This window comes from Acinetobacter sp. ACNIH3 (assembly GCF_002918965.1).
Lineage (GTDB): Bacteria > Pseudomonadota > Gammaproteobacteria > Pseudomonadales > Moraxellaceae > Acinetobacter > Acinetobacter schindleri.
In genome coordinates, this window is the sequence record NZ_PQLP01000008.1 from 44171 (window position 1) to 59824 (window position 15654).

General features: G+C 44.2%; 17 protein-coding genes. 12 read left to right on the forward strand and 5 right to left on the reverse strand.

Features of this window, described 5'->3' with window-relative positions; genetic code table 11:
- Positions 1-8: 8 nt before the first annotated feature.
- The 4 genes from C3420_RS05775 (at position 9) to ychF (ending at position 3764) form a co-directional block, all read left to right on the forward strand.
- Complete coding sequence (locus C3420_RS05775; protein WP_103799880.1) at positions 9-839, forward strand: MetQ/NlpA family ABC transporter substrate-binding protein; 831 nt, start codon at positions 9-11, stop codon at positions 837-839.
- A gap of 10 nt (positions 840-849) precedes the next feature.
- Entirely contained in the window at positions 850-1920 is a 1071-nt protein-coding gene (locus C3420_RS05780) for a methionine ABC transporter ATP-binding protein (protein ID WP_103799881.1), read from the forward strand.
- Entirely contained in the window at positions 1901-2560 is a 660-nt protein-coding gene (locus tag C3420_RS05785) for a methionine ABC transporter permease (RefSeq protein WP_076753778.1), read from the forward strand. Before C3420_RS05780 ends, C3420_RS05785 begins: the two co-directional genes overlap by 20 nt.
- Positions 2561-2672: 112 nt before the next feature.
- Positions 2673-3764 (forward strand): redox-regulated ATPase YchF, encoded by a 1092-nt coding sequence (gene ychF / locus C3420_RS05790; RefSeq protein WP_005222625.1) that lies wholly within the window; start codon positions 2673-2675, stop codon positions 3762-3764.
- 57 nt (positions 3765-3821) lie between these two features.
- Here the strand turns inward: ychF and C3420_RS05795 are convergent, their stop codons facing one another.
- A complete protein-coding gene (locus tag C3420_RS05795; protein WP_103799882.1) occupies positions 3822-4367 on the reverse strand; it encodes a DUF962 domain-containing protein in 546 nt (181 codons plus the stop codon).
- Positions 4368-4469: 102 nt separating this feature from the next.
- On the opposite strand from C3420_RS05795, the gene C3420_RS05800 reads away from it, so the two are divergent.
- Positions 4470-5165 carry a Crp/Fnr family transcriptional regulator gene (locus C3420_RS05800; protein WP_004815466.1) on the forward strand — a complete coding sequence of 232 codons (696 nt, stop codon included), beginning with the start codon at positions 4470-4472 and terminating at the stop codon, positions 5163-5165.
- A gap of 70 nt (positions 5166-5235) precedes the next feature.
- On the opposite strand, the gene C3420_RS05805 is transcribed toward C3420_RS05800, so the two are convergent.
- Positions 5236-5721: a hypothetical protein gene (locus C3420_RS05805; protein ID WP_004892643.1), complete on the reverse strand. Its 486-nt coding sequence runs from the start codon at positions 5719-5721 to the stop codon at positions 5236-5238.
- A 105-nt stretch (positions 5722-5826) separates the two neighbouring features.
- Between C3420_RS05805 and C3420_RS05810 the strand changes: the two genes are divergently transcribed.
- From C3420_RS05810 to dapC, 6 genes are all read left to right on the forward strand, one after another.
- Positions 5827-6579, forward strand: a complete 753-nt coding sequence (locus C3420_RS05810) for an AzlC family ABC transporter permease (RefSeq protein WP_103799883.1) — start codon at positions 5827-5829, stop codon at positions 6577-6579.
- Positions 6576-6923 (forward strand): L-valine transporter subunit YgaH, encoded by a 348-nt coding sequence (ygaH, locus tag C3420_RS05815; RefSeq protein WP_005222633.1) that lies wholly within the window; start codon positions 6576-6578, stop codon positions 6921-6923. Before C3420_RS05810 ends, ygaH begins: the two co-directional genes overlap by 4 nt.
- A 77-nt stretch (positions 6924-7000) precedes the next feature.
- Positions 7001-7309 (forward strand): hypothetical protein, encoded by a 309-nt coding sequence (locus tag C3420_RS17230; protein WP_146048147.1) that lies wholly within the window; start codon positions 7001-7003, stop codon positions 7307-7309.
- A gap of 118 nt (positions 7310-7427) precedes the next feature.
- On the forward strand, positions 7428-8642 hold the full coding sequence (gene purT, locus C3420_RS05820; protein WP_171249830.1) for a formate-dependent phosphoribosylglycinamide formyltransferase: 1215 nt from the start codon (positions 7428-7430) through the stop codon (positions 8640-8642).
- Between the two features lie 27 nt (positions 8643-8669).
- Positions 8670-11342 (forward strand): [protein-PII] uridylyltransferase, encoded by a 2673-nt coding sequence (gene glnD / locus C3420_RS05825; RefSeq protein WP_103799884.1) that lies wholly within the window; start codon positions 8670-8672, stop codon positions 11340-11342.
- Positions 11343-11359: 17 nt separating this feature from the next.
- The gene (dapC, locus tag C3420_RS05830; RefSeq protein ID WP_103799885.1) at positions 11360-12529 is read left to right on the forward strand and encodes a succinyldiaminopimelate transaminase; all 1170 of its coding nucleotides are present in this window, start codon (positions 11360-11362) and stop codon (positions 12527-12529) included.
- Between the two features lie 31 nt (positions 12530-12560).
- Here dapC and C3420_RS05835 read toward each other — a convergent pair whose 3' ends face one another.
- Genes C3420_RS05835 through msrB form a run of 3 tightly spaced genes read right to left on the reverse strand, consistent with a single transcriptional unit; the run spans position 12561 to position 13958 of the window.
- A complete protein-coding gene (locus C3420_RS05835) occupies positions 12561-13121 on the reverse strand; it encodes an energy transducer TonB family protein (RefSeq protein WP_228152937.1) in 561 nt (186 codons plus the stop codon).
- The gene (locus C3420_RS05840; RefSeq protein WP_004815442.1) at positions 13066-13542 is read right to left on the reverse strand and encodes a glutathione peroxidase; all 477 of its coding nucleotides are present in this window, start codon (positions 13540-13542) and stop codon (positions 13066-13068) included. The genes C3420_RS05835 and C3420_RS05840 overlap by 56 nt, the downstream gene beginning before the upstream one ends.
- Complete coding sequence (gene msrB / locus C3420_RS05845) at positions 13539-13958, reverse strand: peptide-methionine (R)-S-oxide reductase MsrB (RefSeq protein ID WP_004815441.1); 420 nt, start codon at positions 13956-13958, stop codon at positions 13539-13541. Before msrB ends, C3420_RS05840 begins: the two co-directional genes overlap by 4 nt.
- A gap of 230 nt (positions 13959-14188) precedes the next feature.
- On the opposite strand from msrB, the gene C3420_RS05850 reads away from it, so the two are divergent.
- On the forward strand, positions 14189-15619 hold the full coding sequence (locus C3420_RS05850) for a pyridoxal phosphate-dependent aminotransferase (RefSeq protein WP_103799887.1): 1431 nt from the start codon (positions 14189-14191) through the stop codon (positions 15617-15619).
- The last annotated feature ends 35 nt before the right edge of the window (positions 15620-15654 follow it).

Sequence of the window (15654 nt, forward strand, 5' to 3'; positions counted from 1 at the left end):
GGTGCAACATGGCACAAACCGCTAAAACAAAATTCACCATTATTGGGGTGATTATTGCCGTCGTCATTATCGGACTGGGGGTATGGAACCAACAAAAAAAATCTGGTTCGGATGAACTGGTCATTGGTATCAGTCCGTCTTTTGCCAAACCTTTACAGGTCGCAGCAGAAGAAGCCAAACAGCAAGGTGTCAATGTCAAACTAGTCGAGTTCTCCGACTGGAATACGCCAAATATCACCCTGAATCATGGCGATATTGATGCCAATTTCTTCCAGCATCAGCCGTTTTTGGATAATGCCAAGAAAGAAACCGACTTTAAGATCAAAGCCTTTGCTAAAGGTGCAGCCACTCATGTTGGCCTTTATTCCAAAAAAATAAAAAGCCTGGATGAGCTAAAAGACGGCGCGAAAGTTGTGGTGCCAAACGATCCAGTCAACCAAGGTCGTGCCCTACTGTTATTGCAACAGGCAAAACTGGTAACACTCAAAGATTCAAATAACCACTTATCTAGCCTGAAAGATATTGCAGCCAATCCAAAAAACCTGCAGTTTGTTGAAGTTGAAGGTCCACAAACTGCACGTGCCATTGATGATGTTGATCTGGCATTTGGTTACCCACATTACTTACGTCTAGCAAAAACAGCTGATCCAGAACAAGCGTTGTTATTTGACTCTAACAAAGACAACCGTTACGCGATCCTATTTGCGGTACGTGAGGACTATCAGGACAAAAATGACAAGCTGAAAAAATTTGTTGAAATCTATCAGAACTCACCTCGCGTGAAGGAAGCATTAGATGCTGACTTCGGTGCGAAACTCTGGTTCCCAGGCTGGAAATAAGGAGAATACTATGGTGAGTTTTGGTTCTCAGGTGGCGTTTTCCGTCCCGCATATCAAAATCCGCAACCTGAATAAATATTATGAAGTTCAAGGTAAATCAGTTCATGCATTGAAAAACATTAACTTGGATATTCCTGAAAGCAAGATTTTCGGAATTATCGGCAAAAGTGGCGCGGGAAAATCCTCGCTACTACGTACTTTGAATGGTCTGGAACAGATCAGTGAAGGTCATATCCATATCCATCAACAAGATCTGGCTGGACTCTCACACGCTGAACTGATTCAACTGCGCCAGCGTATTGGCATGATCTTCCAGCATTTTAATTTGATGTCTGCAAAAACCGTCTGGGAAAATGTCGCTCTGCCGCTCAAAGTTGCAAACTATAAAAAGTCAGACATCGATGCACGCGTCAATGAAGTACTGCAACTGGTCGGTTTAAGCGAAAAGGCGCAGAGCTATCCTTCTCAACTCTCTGGTGGACAAAAACAGCGTGTCGGCATTGCCCGCGCGCTGGTACACCATCCGGAGATTCTACTCTGTGATGAAGCCACTTCTGCACTGGATCCGGAAAGTACCTCAGTGGTACTGTCTTTACTGAAAGAAATCAACCAGAAACTTGGCATCACCATTGTCCTCATTACCCATGAAATGCAAGTCATTCGTGAAATTTGTGATCAGGTCGTGGTAATTGAAAAAGGTGAAGTTGTTGAAGCCGGTGAAGTTTGGTCTGTCTTTTCTAATCCACAGCAGCAGATTACCCAGGAACTGCTGAATCTGGAACAGCTGGAACTGCCATTTTCGATCAGTCCTGAAGTGACAACAGATACCACGCATAGCATTATCAAACTGCGCTATGCCTCTAGTGTTCAGTATTCCCCAGATTTGAAAATGATTTTTGAACAGTTCGAGCATCCGGTGCACCTCTATCAGAGCCATATCGACAGCATCCAGAACCATCTGGTGGGTAGCTTAATTGTCGCGGTTGCCGATCTGAATCTGGATACCGACTTACTTCAGCAAAAACTAAAACAACACATTGCACAAATTGAGGTGATTGGCTATGCACGACCAACTCATTGATTTATTACTAACAGGAACTACCGATACCCTCATCATGGTTGGTGTATCAGCGATCGTTGCCTTTTTAATTGGTTTACCGATGGCAGTAGTACTGGTCAGTACATCTGAACACGGGATCTATCCATCTAAACCCATTAATCAGGCTTTGGGTTGGGTTGTAAATATCACCCGTTCTGTGCCTTTCCTGATTCTGATGGTCGCGCTGATTCCAATTACCCGCTGGATTGTCGGCACCAGTTATGGGGTCTGGGCCGCAGTTGTGCCTTTAACCTTGGCAGCTACCCCTTTCTTTGCGCGGATTGCTGAAGTCAGTTTACGTGAAGTGGATCAGGGACTGATCGAAGCTGCACAAGCCATTGGCTGTAACCGTAAGCAGATCATCTGGCATGTGTTATTGCCTGAAGCTTTACCAGGAATTGTGGCTGGCTTTACCGTAACCTTAGTCACTATGATCAATTCATCAGCCATTGCCGGTGCGATTGGTGCCGGCGGTTTAGGTGATATTGCATACCGTTATGGTTATCAGCGTTTTGATATGCAGATCATGCTGGCCGTGATTGTAGTACTGGTTATTCTGGTAATGCTGATTCAGACCGCTGGTGACACCCTGTCCAATCAGCTCGACAAACGCAAAATTTAAAAACCTCTCTTTTCATAAGTTTTCAACAAAGCCCTCAGCCATGACCTGACTTTGTCATGGCTTTCATGTAAAATCACTGGCAATTTTTATATAACGCTTTGTGAGTTATTTCATGGGTTTTAATTGTGGTATTGTAGGCCTGCCTAACGTTGGTAAATCTACGCTTTTCAATGCATTAACCAAAGCTGCAATTGCTGCGGAAAACTTCCCATTCTGTACCATTGAACCAAACACCGGTATCGTGCCTGTGCCAGATCCACGCCTGGACAAACTTGCTGAAATCGTAAAACCACAACGCGTGATCCCGACAACTATGGAATTCGTGGACATCGCGGGCCTTGTCGCTGGTGCATCTAAAGGTGAAGGTCTAGGTAACCAGTTCCTGGCAAACATCCGTGAAACTGATGCAATTGCTCACGTGGTCCGTTGTTTCGAAGATGAAAACGTGATTCACGTAAACGGCAAAATTGATCCGCTTGATGACATCGCAACCATTAATACTGAGCTTGCTCTAGCCGATCTTGAAACTGTGACTAAAGCAGTGACTCGTTTAGCGAAATCTGCAAAAGGTGGCGATAAAGAAGCGATTGCGACTAAAGCAGTTCTAGATAAAATTCTTCCTCTTTTAGATGAAGGCAAACCTGCTCGTGCTGCAACCTTAGATGATGACGAACGTAAACTGGTACGTGGTTTTGGTCTGTTAACGCTTAAACCAACCATGTATATCGCCAACGTGGCTGAAGACGGTTTTGAAAATAACCCGCATTTAGATGCTGTACGTGAACTGGCTGCTGCTGAAAATGCAATCGTGGTTCCACTTTGTAACCAGATCGAAGCAGAAATTTCATTACTTGAAGATGAAGACCGTGCTGAATTCCTGGAAGCTATGGGCATGGAAGAACCAGGTCTGAACGTGGTGATTCGTGCAGGTTATTCATTGCTTGGTCTACAAACTTACTTTACTGCTGGCGTACAGGAAGTTCGTGCCTGGACAGTAAAAGTGGGTGCGACTGCTCCTCAAGCTGCGGGTGTAATCCACACTGACTTCGAAAAAGGCTTTATCCGTGCTGAATGTATTGCTTACGATGACTTCGTACAGTACAACGGCGAAGCTGGCGCCAAAGAAGCAGGTAAATGGCGTCTGGAAGGTAAAACTTATATCGTTCAGGACGGCGATGTTCTGCACTTCCGCTTCAACGTATAAGTTGAAGATAAAAATGCCCCGATAATTCGGGGCATTTTTTATGTATTTTAAAAAGGATTAATCAGCTGCTATTTCCGCATATGAGGTGTCTTGTTCCATTAGCAAGCGTTGCTTACGTGCTTCAAGTAACATTTTTGCTTCTAGTTCCTTGCGAAAGCCGAACAGGAAAATTAATTCCGCAAGAACAAATAAAGGTCCGATCGCCAGGCCAATCAGATCATCCATAAATGCCGGTTTTTTCTTTTCGTAGAAATGACCTACAAACTGGAATGCCCATCCAATGGCAAAAATTCCAACGCTGCTACTCAGCCAGGTTCCAGTATCCCACTGTGCCACATTATAGGCATAAGGATAAACAAACATAAAAATGAAGGCCATGATCAATGCAAAAAATACATCAATAGTTAAATAATAAAGAATTGAAACAATGAGAAGTCCCAAGGCGAGAGTCACCTCAAAGCCGGACATCATCAGTGATACACGTGCAGTAAGACAAATAATGGAAAAAACAATTAATGGGACCCCAATAAAATGTGTCATGACATTCTTACGGTCTAAATGATAAGCTGCATACTGGCTTAATAGTCGTTCTACTCTGGTCATATTATTCTTCCTTGACTGGCCATAGAATTTGACTATAGCGCAACAATAAAAGATAAGTTGTCAGCTGGACGACAACTCATAAAACTTGGAGCAATAAAGCGAGTGGAAGAAAAATATCTTGTTGAATTAGAAAAAAATTCTTGGTTCTCAAAATTACCTTCTCATTTCCAGAACGTCCTGCTGAAACATGCAGTTACCTTATCCGTCGATAAAGACCAGGCCGTATTTTATTCAGGTGATGTGTTTGATGGAATTTATGCTGTATTAGAAGGTGCAATTGGTTTAGGTTCTATCAATATTGAGGGTAAAGAGGCAGTTTCTGCAATTGTAGAACCCATTGTCTGGTTTGGTGAAATCTCATTGGTGGATGAGCAGCCGCGTTCTCATCACGCCATCGCCTGCAAGAAATCCCTGCTCTTGCATATTCCCGCGCAATTTATTTATAAGCTGGTGGCTGAACAACCTGCATTCTGGTTTCACATCTCCCAGCTCATGAGCCAGAAATTACGTTATGTGTTTCTGGAATTATTTTCTATTCAGACCCAAACCATGCAACAACGCCTAGCGCAGCGTTTACTGTTTATTTTGCAAGGCTATGGCAATCACCTGGTCATTAAAAACCGTACCATTCAGTTGTCGCAAGAACAATTGTCACAAATGCTGATGTGTTCCCGCCAGACTATTAATCAGGAACTGCAACAGCTGGAAAAAATGAATATCCTGAAAATTGCCTTTAAACAGATTGAAATTCTGGATGTGCAACGACTACATCAATTGACTGGCGTTCCACTTCACTGATTCCGAACTAAGAAAATCAAAAAGGCTGAGCGTATGACTCAGCCTTAAGTTGACACAAACAAAATATCGATCAGCTGGCAACACCCACCTGTTTCGGATCAGTATTGCCCAGTTGTGGATGAGCAATTGCACTTTCACACTGTTTTTTGTCACGTTCATAATCGGCTTGCTTCTGTGCCAGACTATTCCCATCTTCAAGTGTGGTTCGTGCCCAGATTTCCAGACTGGTTAAAGCCTTACGACATAATGCATATTTTCCTTCAGTCACGGAATCAGTCATTTTCACATTAATGCGCCAATCCGTGCTCAACTTGCGCGCAGGCTGACGAACGCGTTTTTCAATTTGATCAATCTGCTTGTTGTAGACCAGCGGATCTACTTCATTCATAAATGTCCAAGCTTCATGGGCATAAGTGGTCGCATCATTGCTCAGTTTCGGGGCTGGCTTAATTTCCGGTGCTTGATTGCCTGAACCCTCATTTCCGCATGCCTGTAATAACAATGCTGTGCTGACTAAAGCAACACTCAGTATATAACGTGTCTTGAACATGAACATTATCAGGCTCGCCATCTTAAACAATTCGGCACTATGCTATTAAATTCACGTACAATACTCAATTACCATTTGACCCCTTGTTCAACTCTCCCTCCAAGGTGTGCTGTGTCCGAACTGAATCAACACGCTGTAAAACCTGCCAGTTTTTGGCAAGGTGCCAAAGACAGCCAGGCGATTATTTTTACCTATTTGCCCGTTTCTTTTGCCTTTGGGGTTTCTGCGACCCAGTTTGGCTTTACCGCATGGGAAGCATTATTCCTGTCCTGCTCTATGTATGCAGGTGCCAGTCAATTCCTAGTTGTTGCACTCTTAGGGAGTGGCACTTCCATCTGGATGACTGCATTAACTGTGATTGCTCTGGATATCCGTCATCTACTTTATGGCCCTGCGCTACAGAATTTGATTCAGGATCGGCTCAATTTGAAAAAAACCGCAGTCTGGGCTTGGGGACTCACCGATGAGGTATTTGCCTCTGGCATGATCAAACTGTCGCAACGGCGTCAGGAATGGTCTGAATCCTGGATGTTGGGGTTGAGTTTATTCAGCTGGCTGTCCTGGGCAACAGGTTCTTTTCTCGGTGGCTTATTTGCAGATCAGGTCAGCAACTTACCGCAATTTTTACAGGCCGCTTTAGACTTCCTGTTACCTGCGCTATTCCTAAGCTTCCTGCTGGCAGCCTTTGAGAAGAAACATACTTTTGTTGTCGCTGTGACGATTGTCGTATCAGCCATAGCCTGCTACATGATCGACCTGTCTGCTGCAATCTTTATTGGCATCAGTTCCGGTATTCTGGCAGGCCTGTTCAAGCACTATGTACTCAAACGTCCCGATCCTGAGCATATGGGAGAAGAACTATGAATTTAGAAATTATTCTGGTTGGTATTCTGGTCGGGATTGCCAATTTCGCTTCCCGTTTCGGACCTTTTTTTGTGATTCAGAAATCGCAGCAAGGTTCACAAAAGCGTGGTGCGCTGTGGTTGAAAATTGCCTTAGGTGCGATTGGAATTTCTGCAATTAGCTCAATGTTGGTCGTGGCGACACTACCGCCTTTGCTGGAAACTCCCGATAAAAGTGTGGCGATGCTGGCCGGTTTTATTGTATTAACAGTGCTGTATTTCAAGTTTAAACGCATTGTGATGGCCACTTTGACGGCTGCCCTCACCTATGGCCTGATTTATACTTACCTGCCGATTCATTTTTAAAGATTAAATCAATGAATATAAGAGGCTTATGCTACGTTCCGGTATAAGCCTCTTTTAATGATAATAAGAAAATTGGCATGTTTGAGCCAAAACAGATTATTAAAGGAAGATCTTTATTCATCAGCGCTGGGGTGAAGCATTACACTATTCTCGAAACTGTTTTCCTGCCGGATTTCGAATACTTTACTCAGTCTTTTCTATTGACTTTGTTCTTCCCTTTGCTGCTCCCCATCTCTCTTGGAACCCAACCAAATCATGCAACTCCTACCTTGGCTGGATTTAAGTCCGGGCCAGCTTCTGAAAATGAAAAAACTCAATCCGCAAAATCATATTTATTATTTAGATCCTCAAATCGATCCAGTGGAAGTATCTTTCTGATTTCTTAATCTAAATTTTGCGAACTTTATAAATAAAATTGTTGGTCAATATCACAATTTTGTATGAAACTTGGCTTATCTCCGCAGAGAGTTCTGCTATGCTAAAAGCCCATAAAATCAAGCATGGATGATTTACATGAGCGTGACGATTGGTACCCCACTACAGGCTTCTGCCTTCAAGGTCTTATTACTGGGTTCAGGTGAACTGGGCAAGGAAGTGGTGATTTCCCTGCAACGGTTAGGTGTCGAGGTTCACGCTGCTGACCGCTATGACCATGCACCTGCCATGCAAGTTGCCCATCAGTCGCATACCCTGAATATGGCTGATCCAGCAGAACTTAGACAGCTGATTGATCAGGTGAAACCAAATCTGATTGTCCCGGAAATTGAAGCGATTGCCACCCAGGTGCTGGTTGAAATTGAAGAGCAGAATATCGCAACGGTAATTCCATCCGCGAAAGCAGTGAATCTGACCATGAACCGTGAAGGCATCCGTCGTCTGGCCGCTGAAGAACTGGGCCTGCCAACATCTGCTTACCGTTTTGCTGATACTTTAGAATCTTTCCGTGCCGCTTGTGATGATATTGGTTATCCAAACTTTGTGAAGCCTGTGATGTCCTCTTCAGGAAAAGGGCAATCTCGCGTAAAAAGCTTCGATGAAGTTGATGCTGCCTGGGAATATGCGCAAACGGGTGGTCGTGTAAATCAAGGTACCGTCATTGTTGAGTCACAGATTGATTTTGATTTTGAAATCACCCTGCTCACTGTTCGTGCCAAAAATCCGAGAACAGGTGAAATCGAAACCTCTTATTGCGACCCGATTGGTCACCGTCAGGATTCTGGGGACTATGTTGAAAGCTGGCAACCTCAGCCAATGACACCTGCTGCATTGGAAGAAGCCAAGCGAATTGCCAATAAAGTAACCGTTGCGCTCGGTGGTTGCGGTATTTTTGGGGTAGAACTCTTTGTCAAAGGCGACAAAGTATGGTTTAGTGAAGTGTCACCACGTCCACACGACACCGGCTTAGTCACTTTAGCTTCCCAGTTCCAAAGTGAATTTGAGTTGCATGCGCGTGCGATCCTGGGCCTTCCGGTAAATACCACTCGTCATAGCGTTGCAGCCAGTGCTGTGATTTACGCCGGTGTAGATGATCAGAATCTTTCTTATTCTGGTCTGGATCTTGCTTTAGCAGATGGCAATACAGACTTGCGCCTGTTTGGCAAGCCTGAAGGCTTCAAACGACGTCGTATGGGTGTAGCAACTGCACGTGCTGAAACAACAGATCAGGCACGTGAGCTTGCGCAACAGGTGGCTCAACAAGTCAGTGTCAACCAAAACTAAGCTGAAAAACGAAACGGACGACTGTTCATGATCAATACCCTGCCATTGCTGAATTACACCAAAAGTAACCATGACATTAAAGCCATTAACGAATGGCGCAGTGATGTCGAGCACCAGCTGCAGGAATGTTTTGAAAATGGTGAGTCGATCCGTGACATTATTCTGACCCGATCAAATCTGATTGATGAAGCGCTACAGTTCCTGTGGAAGCATGCTGAACTCGATCAGACTGATCTGGGGCTATTTGCTGTCGGTGGCTACGGTCGCCGCGAAATGCTGCCCTATTCTGATGTCGATATCATGATCCTGTCAGAAGATGAAATTACGTCTGAACAGGAACAGTTGATTTCGACCTTTATTTCATCCTTATGGGATGTCGGCAATTTCAAGCCAGGTATTAGCGTCCGCACCATTAGTGAATGTGTCAATCAGGCCAGCAGTGACCTAACTGTAGCCACGACCCTGATTGAGTCCCGTCTGATCACCGGTAATGAAAGCCTAGCCAAATGGCCACGTCGTATCGTGTCTCAATCTTGGACCGACAAGACCTTTTTTGATGCCAAAATGGAAGAGCAGCATAAACGCTATGCTCAACATAACAATACCGAAAGTAATCTCGAACCGGACATTAAAAATGCCCCGGGTGGTATTCGGGATATTAACCAGATCGGCTGGATTGCTAAACGCCATTTCCGCGTAAACCGTATTTATGATCTGGTACATCTTGGTTTTATTTCAGAATTTGAACTGGCCGTTTTAGAAGAAGCCGAAAGCTTCCTCTGGGAAATCCGTCATCATCTGCATCGCATTACCAAACGCGATGAAAACCGCCTGTTATTCGACTATCAGCGTGATATCGCCGCGAAGTTCGGCTATGTACGTGAAGAAGGCCAGCCGCAGAACTATCCGATCGAACAGTTTATGAAGCGCTATTACCGCAATGCACAGCAGGTATCGACGCTGAATGAAATGCTGTTGGCTTATTTCAATGAATCGGTAATTACCCCGCGCCTGCCAAACTATGAGCGTAATATCGAAGAAATTAACCAGAACTTTAAACTGGTTGATGGCAAACTTGCGGTACAGCACCATAAAACTTTCTCGGAAAATCCAAGCGCAATTCTGGAAATCTTTTATCTTCTGGCAAACCGTCCAGAGATTGAAGGCATCCGTGCCCGTACTTTGCGTCTTTTAACGCTCGCAGCAAAACGGATTGATCAGGATTATCGCAATAATCCTGTTCATCAAGCGCTGTTCATGGCGATTATCCGTTCACCATATCGTTTATATGAAACCTTGGTAGCAATGAAACGCTACGGCGTATTAGGGAATTATATTCCGGCCTTTGGCCAGATTATGGGGCTGATGCAGTATGACCTGTTCCATATCTATACTGTAGATGCGCATACCCTACTGCTATTACGCAACCTGAACCGCTTTAAGGAACCGGAATTCGCCAAGGAATTTCCGGTAGTCAGTTCGGTGTTCCAGCGTCTGGCCCGTCGTGACATCGTCTATCTGGCTGCCCTGTTCCATGACATTGCCAAAGGTCGTGGTGGTGACCATAGCGAACTCGGTGCCACAGATGCGATTGCATTCTGCCGCACGCATGGCTTTACCGAACGTGAATGCAATCTGGTTGCATGGCTGATTCAAAATCACCTAATTATGTCTGTGACTTCACAGAAAAAAGATATTTCTGATCCGGATGTGGTCCGTGAATTTGCAGAAAAAATGGGTGATATGGAGCACCTGGACTATCTGTACACCCTGACTGTTGCCGACATTAATGCCACCAATCCAAAACTGTGGAATACCTGGCGTGCGTCTTTAATGCGTCAGCTATATACGCATGCGCGTGATGTAATCCGTTCTGGTCTGGGTCGTCCGGTGGATTATCAGATGCTGATTGAAGACACCAAGTTTGCTGCCAGCGAACTACTGGTACAGGACTTCTCTTTATATGATGTAGAAACCATCTGGCAGGAACTCGGTGATGACTACTTCCTGAAAGAATCGCCAGATGAAATCGCCTGGCATACCCGTGCTATTTTACAGCATGGTGATAATTCTGAACCGCTGGTGCTGATGCGCCCGCATCGTAAATATGCGCAAGATGCAGTGCAGATCTTTATTTATACGCAAGATAAACCAAATCTGTTTGCCACCACAGTGGCCGTTCTGGACCGCATGGACCTGGATGTACAGGATGCAAGAATTATCACAGCAACCAAGGCGTTCAGCCTAGACACGTATGTCGTGCTTGACCGTTTCGGTACGCTGCTTACCGATCCGGAACGCGAGCTGAAAGTGATTGATGCACTTAAAGATGCTTTAAGTCATTCCGATAAATACCCAGGCCTGATGCAGCGCCGTATTCCACGTCAGCTCCGTCATTTTGATATTGAAAATACGGTAGATATCAGCCTGAACCCTGTTTTGAACCAGAATATGGTGGAAATTGCCACGCTCGACCAACCGGGTCTACTTGCCAAAGTAGGCGGATTATTTATGATGCGTGGTCTGGATATCCATTCTGCTAAAATTGCCACACTTGGCGAACGTGCCGAAGACATTTTCTTTGTCACCAAAAAAGATGGCATGCCGTTGAACCCTGAAGAATCTTCTGAATTTGCCTCTGCGTTAAAAGCAGCGCTGGATGAAGCCTCTAATCAGGTCAACAGTCAACACTCACATTAAAACGCGGTAACTCATTCATGAACTCTAGCTTGTCTTTATTGCATCCTTATCCATTTGAAAAGTTGAATAAGCTTTTTGCGGATATTAAGCCTGCGAATATGCCACTCATTCCCCTATCGATTGGTGAACCAAAGCATCCAGCTCCTGAGTTCGTGAAACAGGCCATTATTGATAATTTTCAGCATCTTTCGACTTATCCAAACTCGAAAGGTTTACCTGAACTGCGTACCAGTATCGCCAACTGGCTGACTCGCCGTTTTAAACTAAATAGCATTAGCGCAGACAGCAATATCTTGCCAGTATCGGGTACCCGTGAAGCAATCTTCTCTTTTGTACAGGCCCTGATTAATCGTGAAGATGCACCTTATGTGGTGATGCCAAATCCTTTTTATCAGATTTATGAAGGTGCAACGCTACTTGCAGGTGCAAAACCGTACTTTATCAACTGCACTGAGGAAAATAATTATCTTGGTGATTTTGATACAGTGCCTGCTGAAGTCTGGGAAAAAACCGCACTCCTATTTGTCTGCACACCGGGTAACCCGACAGGTGCAATCCTGTCCAAAGAACAGTTTAAAAAGCTAATTGCACTTTCTGATAAATATGATTTTGTAATTGCTTCAGATGAATGCTACTCAGAGTTATGGTTTGATGAAGCCCCTGTGAGTTTACTGGAAGTCTGTGCAGAAATCGGACGTGATGACTACAAAAACTGCGTAGTATTCCATTCGCTCTCTAAACGCTCGAATCTTCCAGGCATGCGTTCAGGCTTTGTTGCGGGTGATGCGGATTTGCTTAAACCTTATCTGCAATATCGTACTTACCACGGTGCAGCGATGCCGGTTCAACATCAGCTGGCTTCAATTGCTGCCTGGGATGATGAAGCACATGTTGAAGAAAACCGCGTACAGTACCGTGCCAAGTTTGATCTGTTCCAGAAAGAGCTTGGTCACTTGTTGCCACTAAAAAAACCGGATGCGGGTTTCTACTACTGGTTGAAAGTAGACAATGACGAAGAATTTGCCAAACGCTTAATGGAACAGGCGCATATCAAAGTACTTCCTGGTCGCTACCTGTCTCGTGATACTGAGCAAGGCAATCCAGGTGAAAACCATGTACGTCTGGCACTGGTGGCTGATCTGGCACAATGTGAACAAGTCATTGAGCGCTTAAAAGCCATTCTTTAACCAAAAATTTTTAATAAAAAATCCACTATATTTATAGTGGATTTTTTATTTCAATTTTATGTTCCAGACTATACACCAGATTGTGGTCTACACCCTTAATCGGCTCCAGCTTGGCAGCCAGCACCGCTTCTTTAAATTTAGCATCGACAACTCTCAAGCCAGAACTCTGAATGATCTCAACGTCGGTAATCCGCCCTGTATTGGCGATGACCGTCATTTGCACGATTACTGTCTTGGCACGTTGCAATTCTGCATCATTAAATCTCAGATACGGTGCTTTTAGCCAGCTGACTTCATAGCCCTGCTTCGCCAGCAAATGTGGCGGAACAGCATCTTTGACAGTAGGCGGCTGATAAGCTGGAACAGGCTGCTTCAGCCTTTTTAGTAATTGCCGGGTTTTTTCATCCTGTGCATAAGCAGGAGCTAAAAACAGCCCGATATATGCGCTAAATAGCAGGCTCTGAACGAGGATTCTGGATAGCATGGAATGGCTTGAAGAGAGTAAAGGCGGCCAATAACCGCCCTGAATAAGCGCCTTACAGCGCTTTTTCGATCTCAGCTTCCAGGTCTTCAGGCTTGGTGGTTGGCGCAAAACGGTTCAGTACCTTGCCATCACGCCCAATCAGGAACTTGGTAAAGTTCCATTTAATACCATTACCCAGAATCCCTTTAGAATTATTGGTCAGATAACGGAAAATTGCATGTGCTTCAGGACCTTTGACATCGATCTTGGAGAACATCGGAAATGTCACCCCATAGTTCTTCTGGCAATATGCACCAATTTGCTCATTACTGCCCGGATCCTGTCCGCCAAACTGGTTACAGGGAAAGCCTAAAACTTCCAGGCCACGATCTTTATATTTCTCGTAAAGTTTTTCTAGGCCGGCGAACTGCGGTGTGAAACCGCACTTACTTGCGGTATTCACAATTAACAGTACCTTTCCTTCATAGTCTGCAAATTGTTTGGTTTTTCCATCTAACAATTCAGCTTCAAACTGATATATGCTGGTCATGGATAAGTTTCCTCATCATTTTTTTCTTGTGTTTTTAATTCTAATGAAGCTGAGTTCACACAATAACGTAAGCCAGTTGGCTGAGGTCCATCAGTGAAAACATGCCCTAAATGTGCATCACAATGATGGCAAACAATTTCTGTTCTGACCATACCATGAGATGTGTCTAAATGCTCTTCAATTGCAGAGCCGTTGATCGCCTTATAGAAGCTTGGCCAGCCACAGCCACTGTCATATTTGGTTTCTGAGGTAAATAAAGGTTCACCACAACAACGGCATACATAAGTACCATCTTGTTTCGTATTCCAGTATTTACCGGTAAATGCTGGCTCCGTCCCTTTTTGACGTGTAATACGGAACTCTTCAGGTGATAACTCTCTTTGCCATTCTCTGTCTGATTTACTGAGTTTTCCCATGATGACGGTCCTTTCTATCTTGCTATTTTAAATAGGATAATTCTATATTTACGTGATTCATTTTAAAAATTCTAGTGTTTGTTTAACATTTTACAAAAGACATATAATCCCCCAAAAAAGCAAAAAGTAAGCAAATTAACAAAATAAAAGTAAGCATTTTGTTCATTAAATGCTTTTTTGTGAGCAATTTTAGTGTTAGGCTTGGTACTAAATTTGCTCAGGATTAAATAATGTCGCAAAAAAAAAGCGTAATTTTTAAAAATCTATTGCCGGAGATTAAACAATATCAACAGCTTGGATTTACGCATGAAAAAATTGTGGCATTACTCCGAGATGAGCACGATCTCGATCTAGTCACCACTGAGACATTTAAAAGCTACTTATATCGTTATGCAAAAGTGACCTCAACTCTTTCAGAGAACATCAAAATGCCGAACACTTTCCAAAAATCTCGCGAAATCAAAAAATCGTCTAAACTCGAGCATGTATGCTACGATATTCGCGGACCAGTGTTACGAGCAGCCAACGAGATGGAGGAAGCCGGACATAAGATCATCAAGCTGAATATCGGCAACCCTGCTCCATTTGGTTTTGAAGCACCCCAAGAAATTATCAATGATGTGGCGCTCAACCTGCCAAATGCGATTGGATATACCGACTCAAAAGGTATTTTCCCGGCACGTAAGGCGATCTGTCAGTACTACCAGCAAAAAGGTATTCTGGATATGCACGTCAATGATGTGTATGTGGGTAACGGCGTGTCCGAGCTGATTGTAATGGCAATGCAAGGCTTACTAGATGACGGCGATGAAATGCTGATTCCAATGCCTGATTATCCGTTGTGGACTGCGGCAGTGAACCTGTCTGGTGGTACTGCGATTCACTATAAATGTGATGAAGAAAATTACTGGTATCCAGACATCGCAGATATGGAAAGCAAGATCACACCAAATACCCGCGGTATCGTGATCATTAACCCGAATAACCCGACAGGCTCAGTTTATCCACGTCACGTATTACAGCAAATCGTGGATCTGGCGAAAAAGCACGACCTGATTTTGTTTGCTGACGAAATTTATGACAAGATCATTTATGACGGTGTTGAGCATGTTGCCGTTGCATCACTTGCCGGTGATCAGCTATGTATCTCTTTCAATGGCCTATCTAAAGCTTACCGTATTGCAGGTTACCGTTCTGGCTGGATGGCTATTACGGGTGATAAGTCTCGTGCAGCAGATTACATCGAAGGTCTGGATATGCTGGCATCGATGCGCCTTTGTGCCAACCATCAGGCGCAATATGCAATTCAGACTGCTCTCGGGGGTTACCAGTCAATTAATGACCTGATCCGCCCAGGTGGTCGCCTGTATGAGCAGCGCAATATTGCCTGGGAAATGCTGAATGAAATTCCTGGTGTCACTTGTGTGAAACCAGAAGGTGCAATGTACTGCTTCCCTCGTCTAGATCCGGAAATTTACCCGATTGAAGATGATGAAAAACTGATGCTGGATCTGCTGCGTGCCGAGAAAGTATTGCTGGTTCAAGGTACAGGCTTTAACTGGCCAACTCCGGATCATTTCCGTGTGGTATTTCTGCCAGCAGAAAATGAACTGCGTGAAGCCATTAACCGTTTGAGCCGTTTCCTGGCAAAAATTCGTTAATAGCACCGATAAAAAAAACCGCGTTTAATAACGCG

What these genes read in the sequence shown, in the direction of transcription:
- C3420_RS05775 (WP_103799880.1), top strand. Translation starts at nt 9, where the DNA reads ATGGCACAAACCGCTAAAACAAAATTCACCATTATTGGGGTGATTATT.
- C3420_RS05780 (WP_103799881.1), top strand. Translation starts at nt 850, where the DNA reads ATGGTGAGTTTTGGTTCTCAGGTGGCGTTTTCCGTCCCGCATATCAAA.
- C3420_RS05785 (WP_076753778.1), top strand. Translation starts at nt 1,901, where the DNA reads ATGCACGACCAACTCATTGATTTATTACTAACAGGAACTACCGATACC.
- ychF (WP_005222625.1), top strand. Translation starts at nt 2,673, where the DNA reads ATGGGTTTTAATTGTGGTATTGTAGGCCTGCCTAACGTTGGTAAATCT.
- C3420_RS05795 (WP_103799882.1), bottom strand. Translation starts at nt 4,367, where the DNA reads ATGACCAGAGTAGAACGACTATTAAGCCAGTATGCAGCTTATCATTTA.
- C3420_RS05805 (WP_004892643.1), bottom strand. Translation starts at nt 5,721, where the DNA reads ATGTTCATGTTCAAGACACGTTATATACTGAGTGTTGCTTTAGTCAGC.
- ygaH (WP_005222633.1), top strand. Translation starts at nt 6,576, where the DNA reads ATGAATTTAGAAATTATTCTGGTTGGTATTCTGGTCGGGATTGCCAAT.
- C3420_RS17230 (WP_146048147.1), top strand. Translation starts at nt 7,001, where the DNA reads ATGTTTGAGCCAAAACAGATTATTAAAGGAAGATCTTTATTCATCAGC.
- purT (WP_171249830.1), top strand. Translation starts at nt 7,428, where the DNA reads ATGATTTACATGAGCGTGACGATTGGTACCCCACTACAGGCTTCTGCC.
- glnD (WP_103799884.1), top strand. Translation starts at nt 8,670, where the DNA reads ATGATCAATACCCTGCCATTGCTGAATTACACCAAAAGTAACCATGAC.
- dapC (WP_103799885.1), top strand. Translation starts at nt 11,360, where the DNA reads ATGAACTCTAGCTTGTCTTTATTGCATCCTTATCCATTTGAAAAGTTG.
- C3420_RS05840 (WP_004815442.1), bottom strand. Translation starts at nt 13,542, where the DNA reads ATGACCAGCATATATCAGTTTGAAGCTGAATTGTTAGATGGAAAAACC.
- msrB (WP_004815441.1), bottom strand. Translation starts at nt 13,958, where the DNA reads ATGGGAAAACTCAGTAAATCAGACAGAGAATGGCAAAGAGAGTTATCA.
- C3420_RS05850 (WP_103799887.1), top strand. Translation starts at nt 14,189, where the DNA reads ATGTCGCAAAAAAAAAGCGTAATTTTTAAAAATCTATTGCCGGAGATT.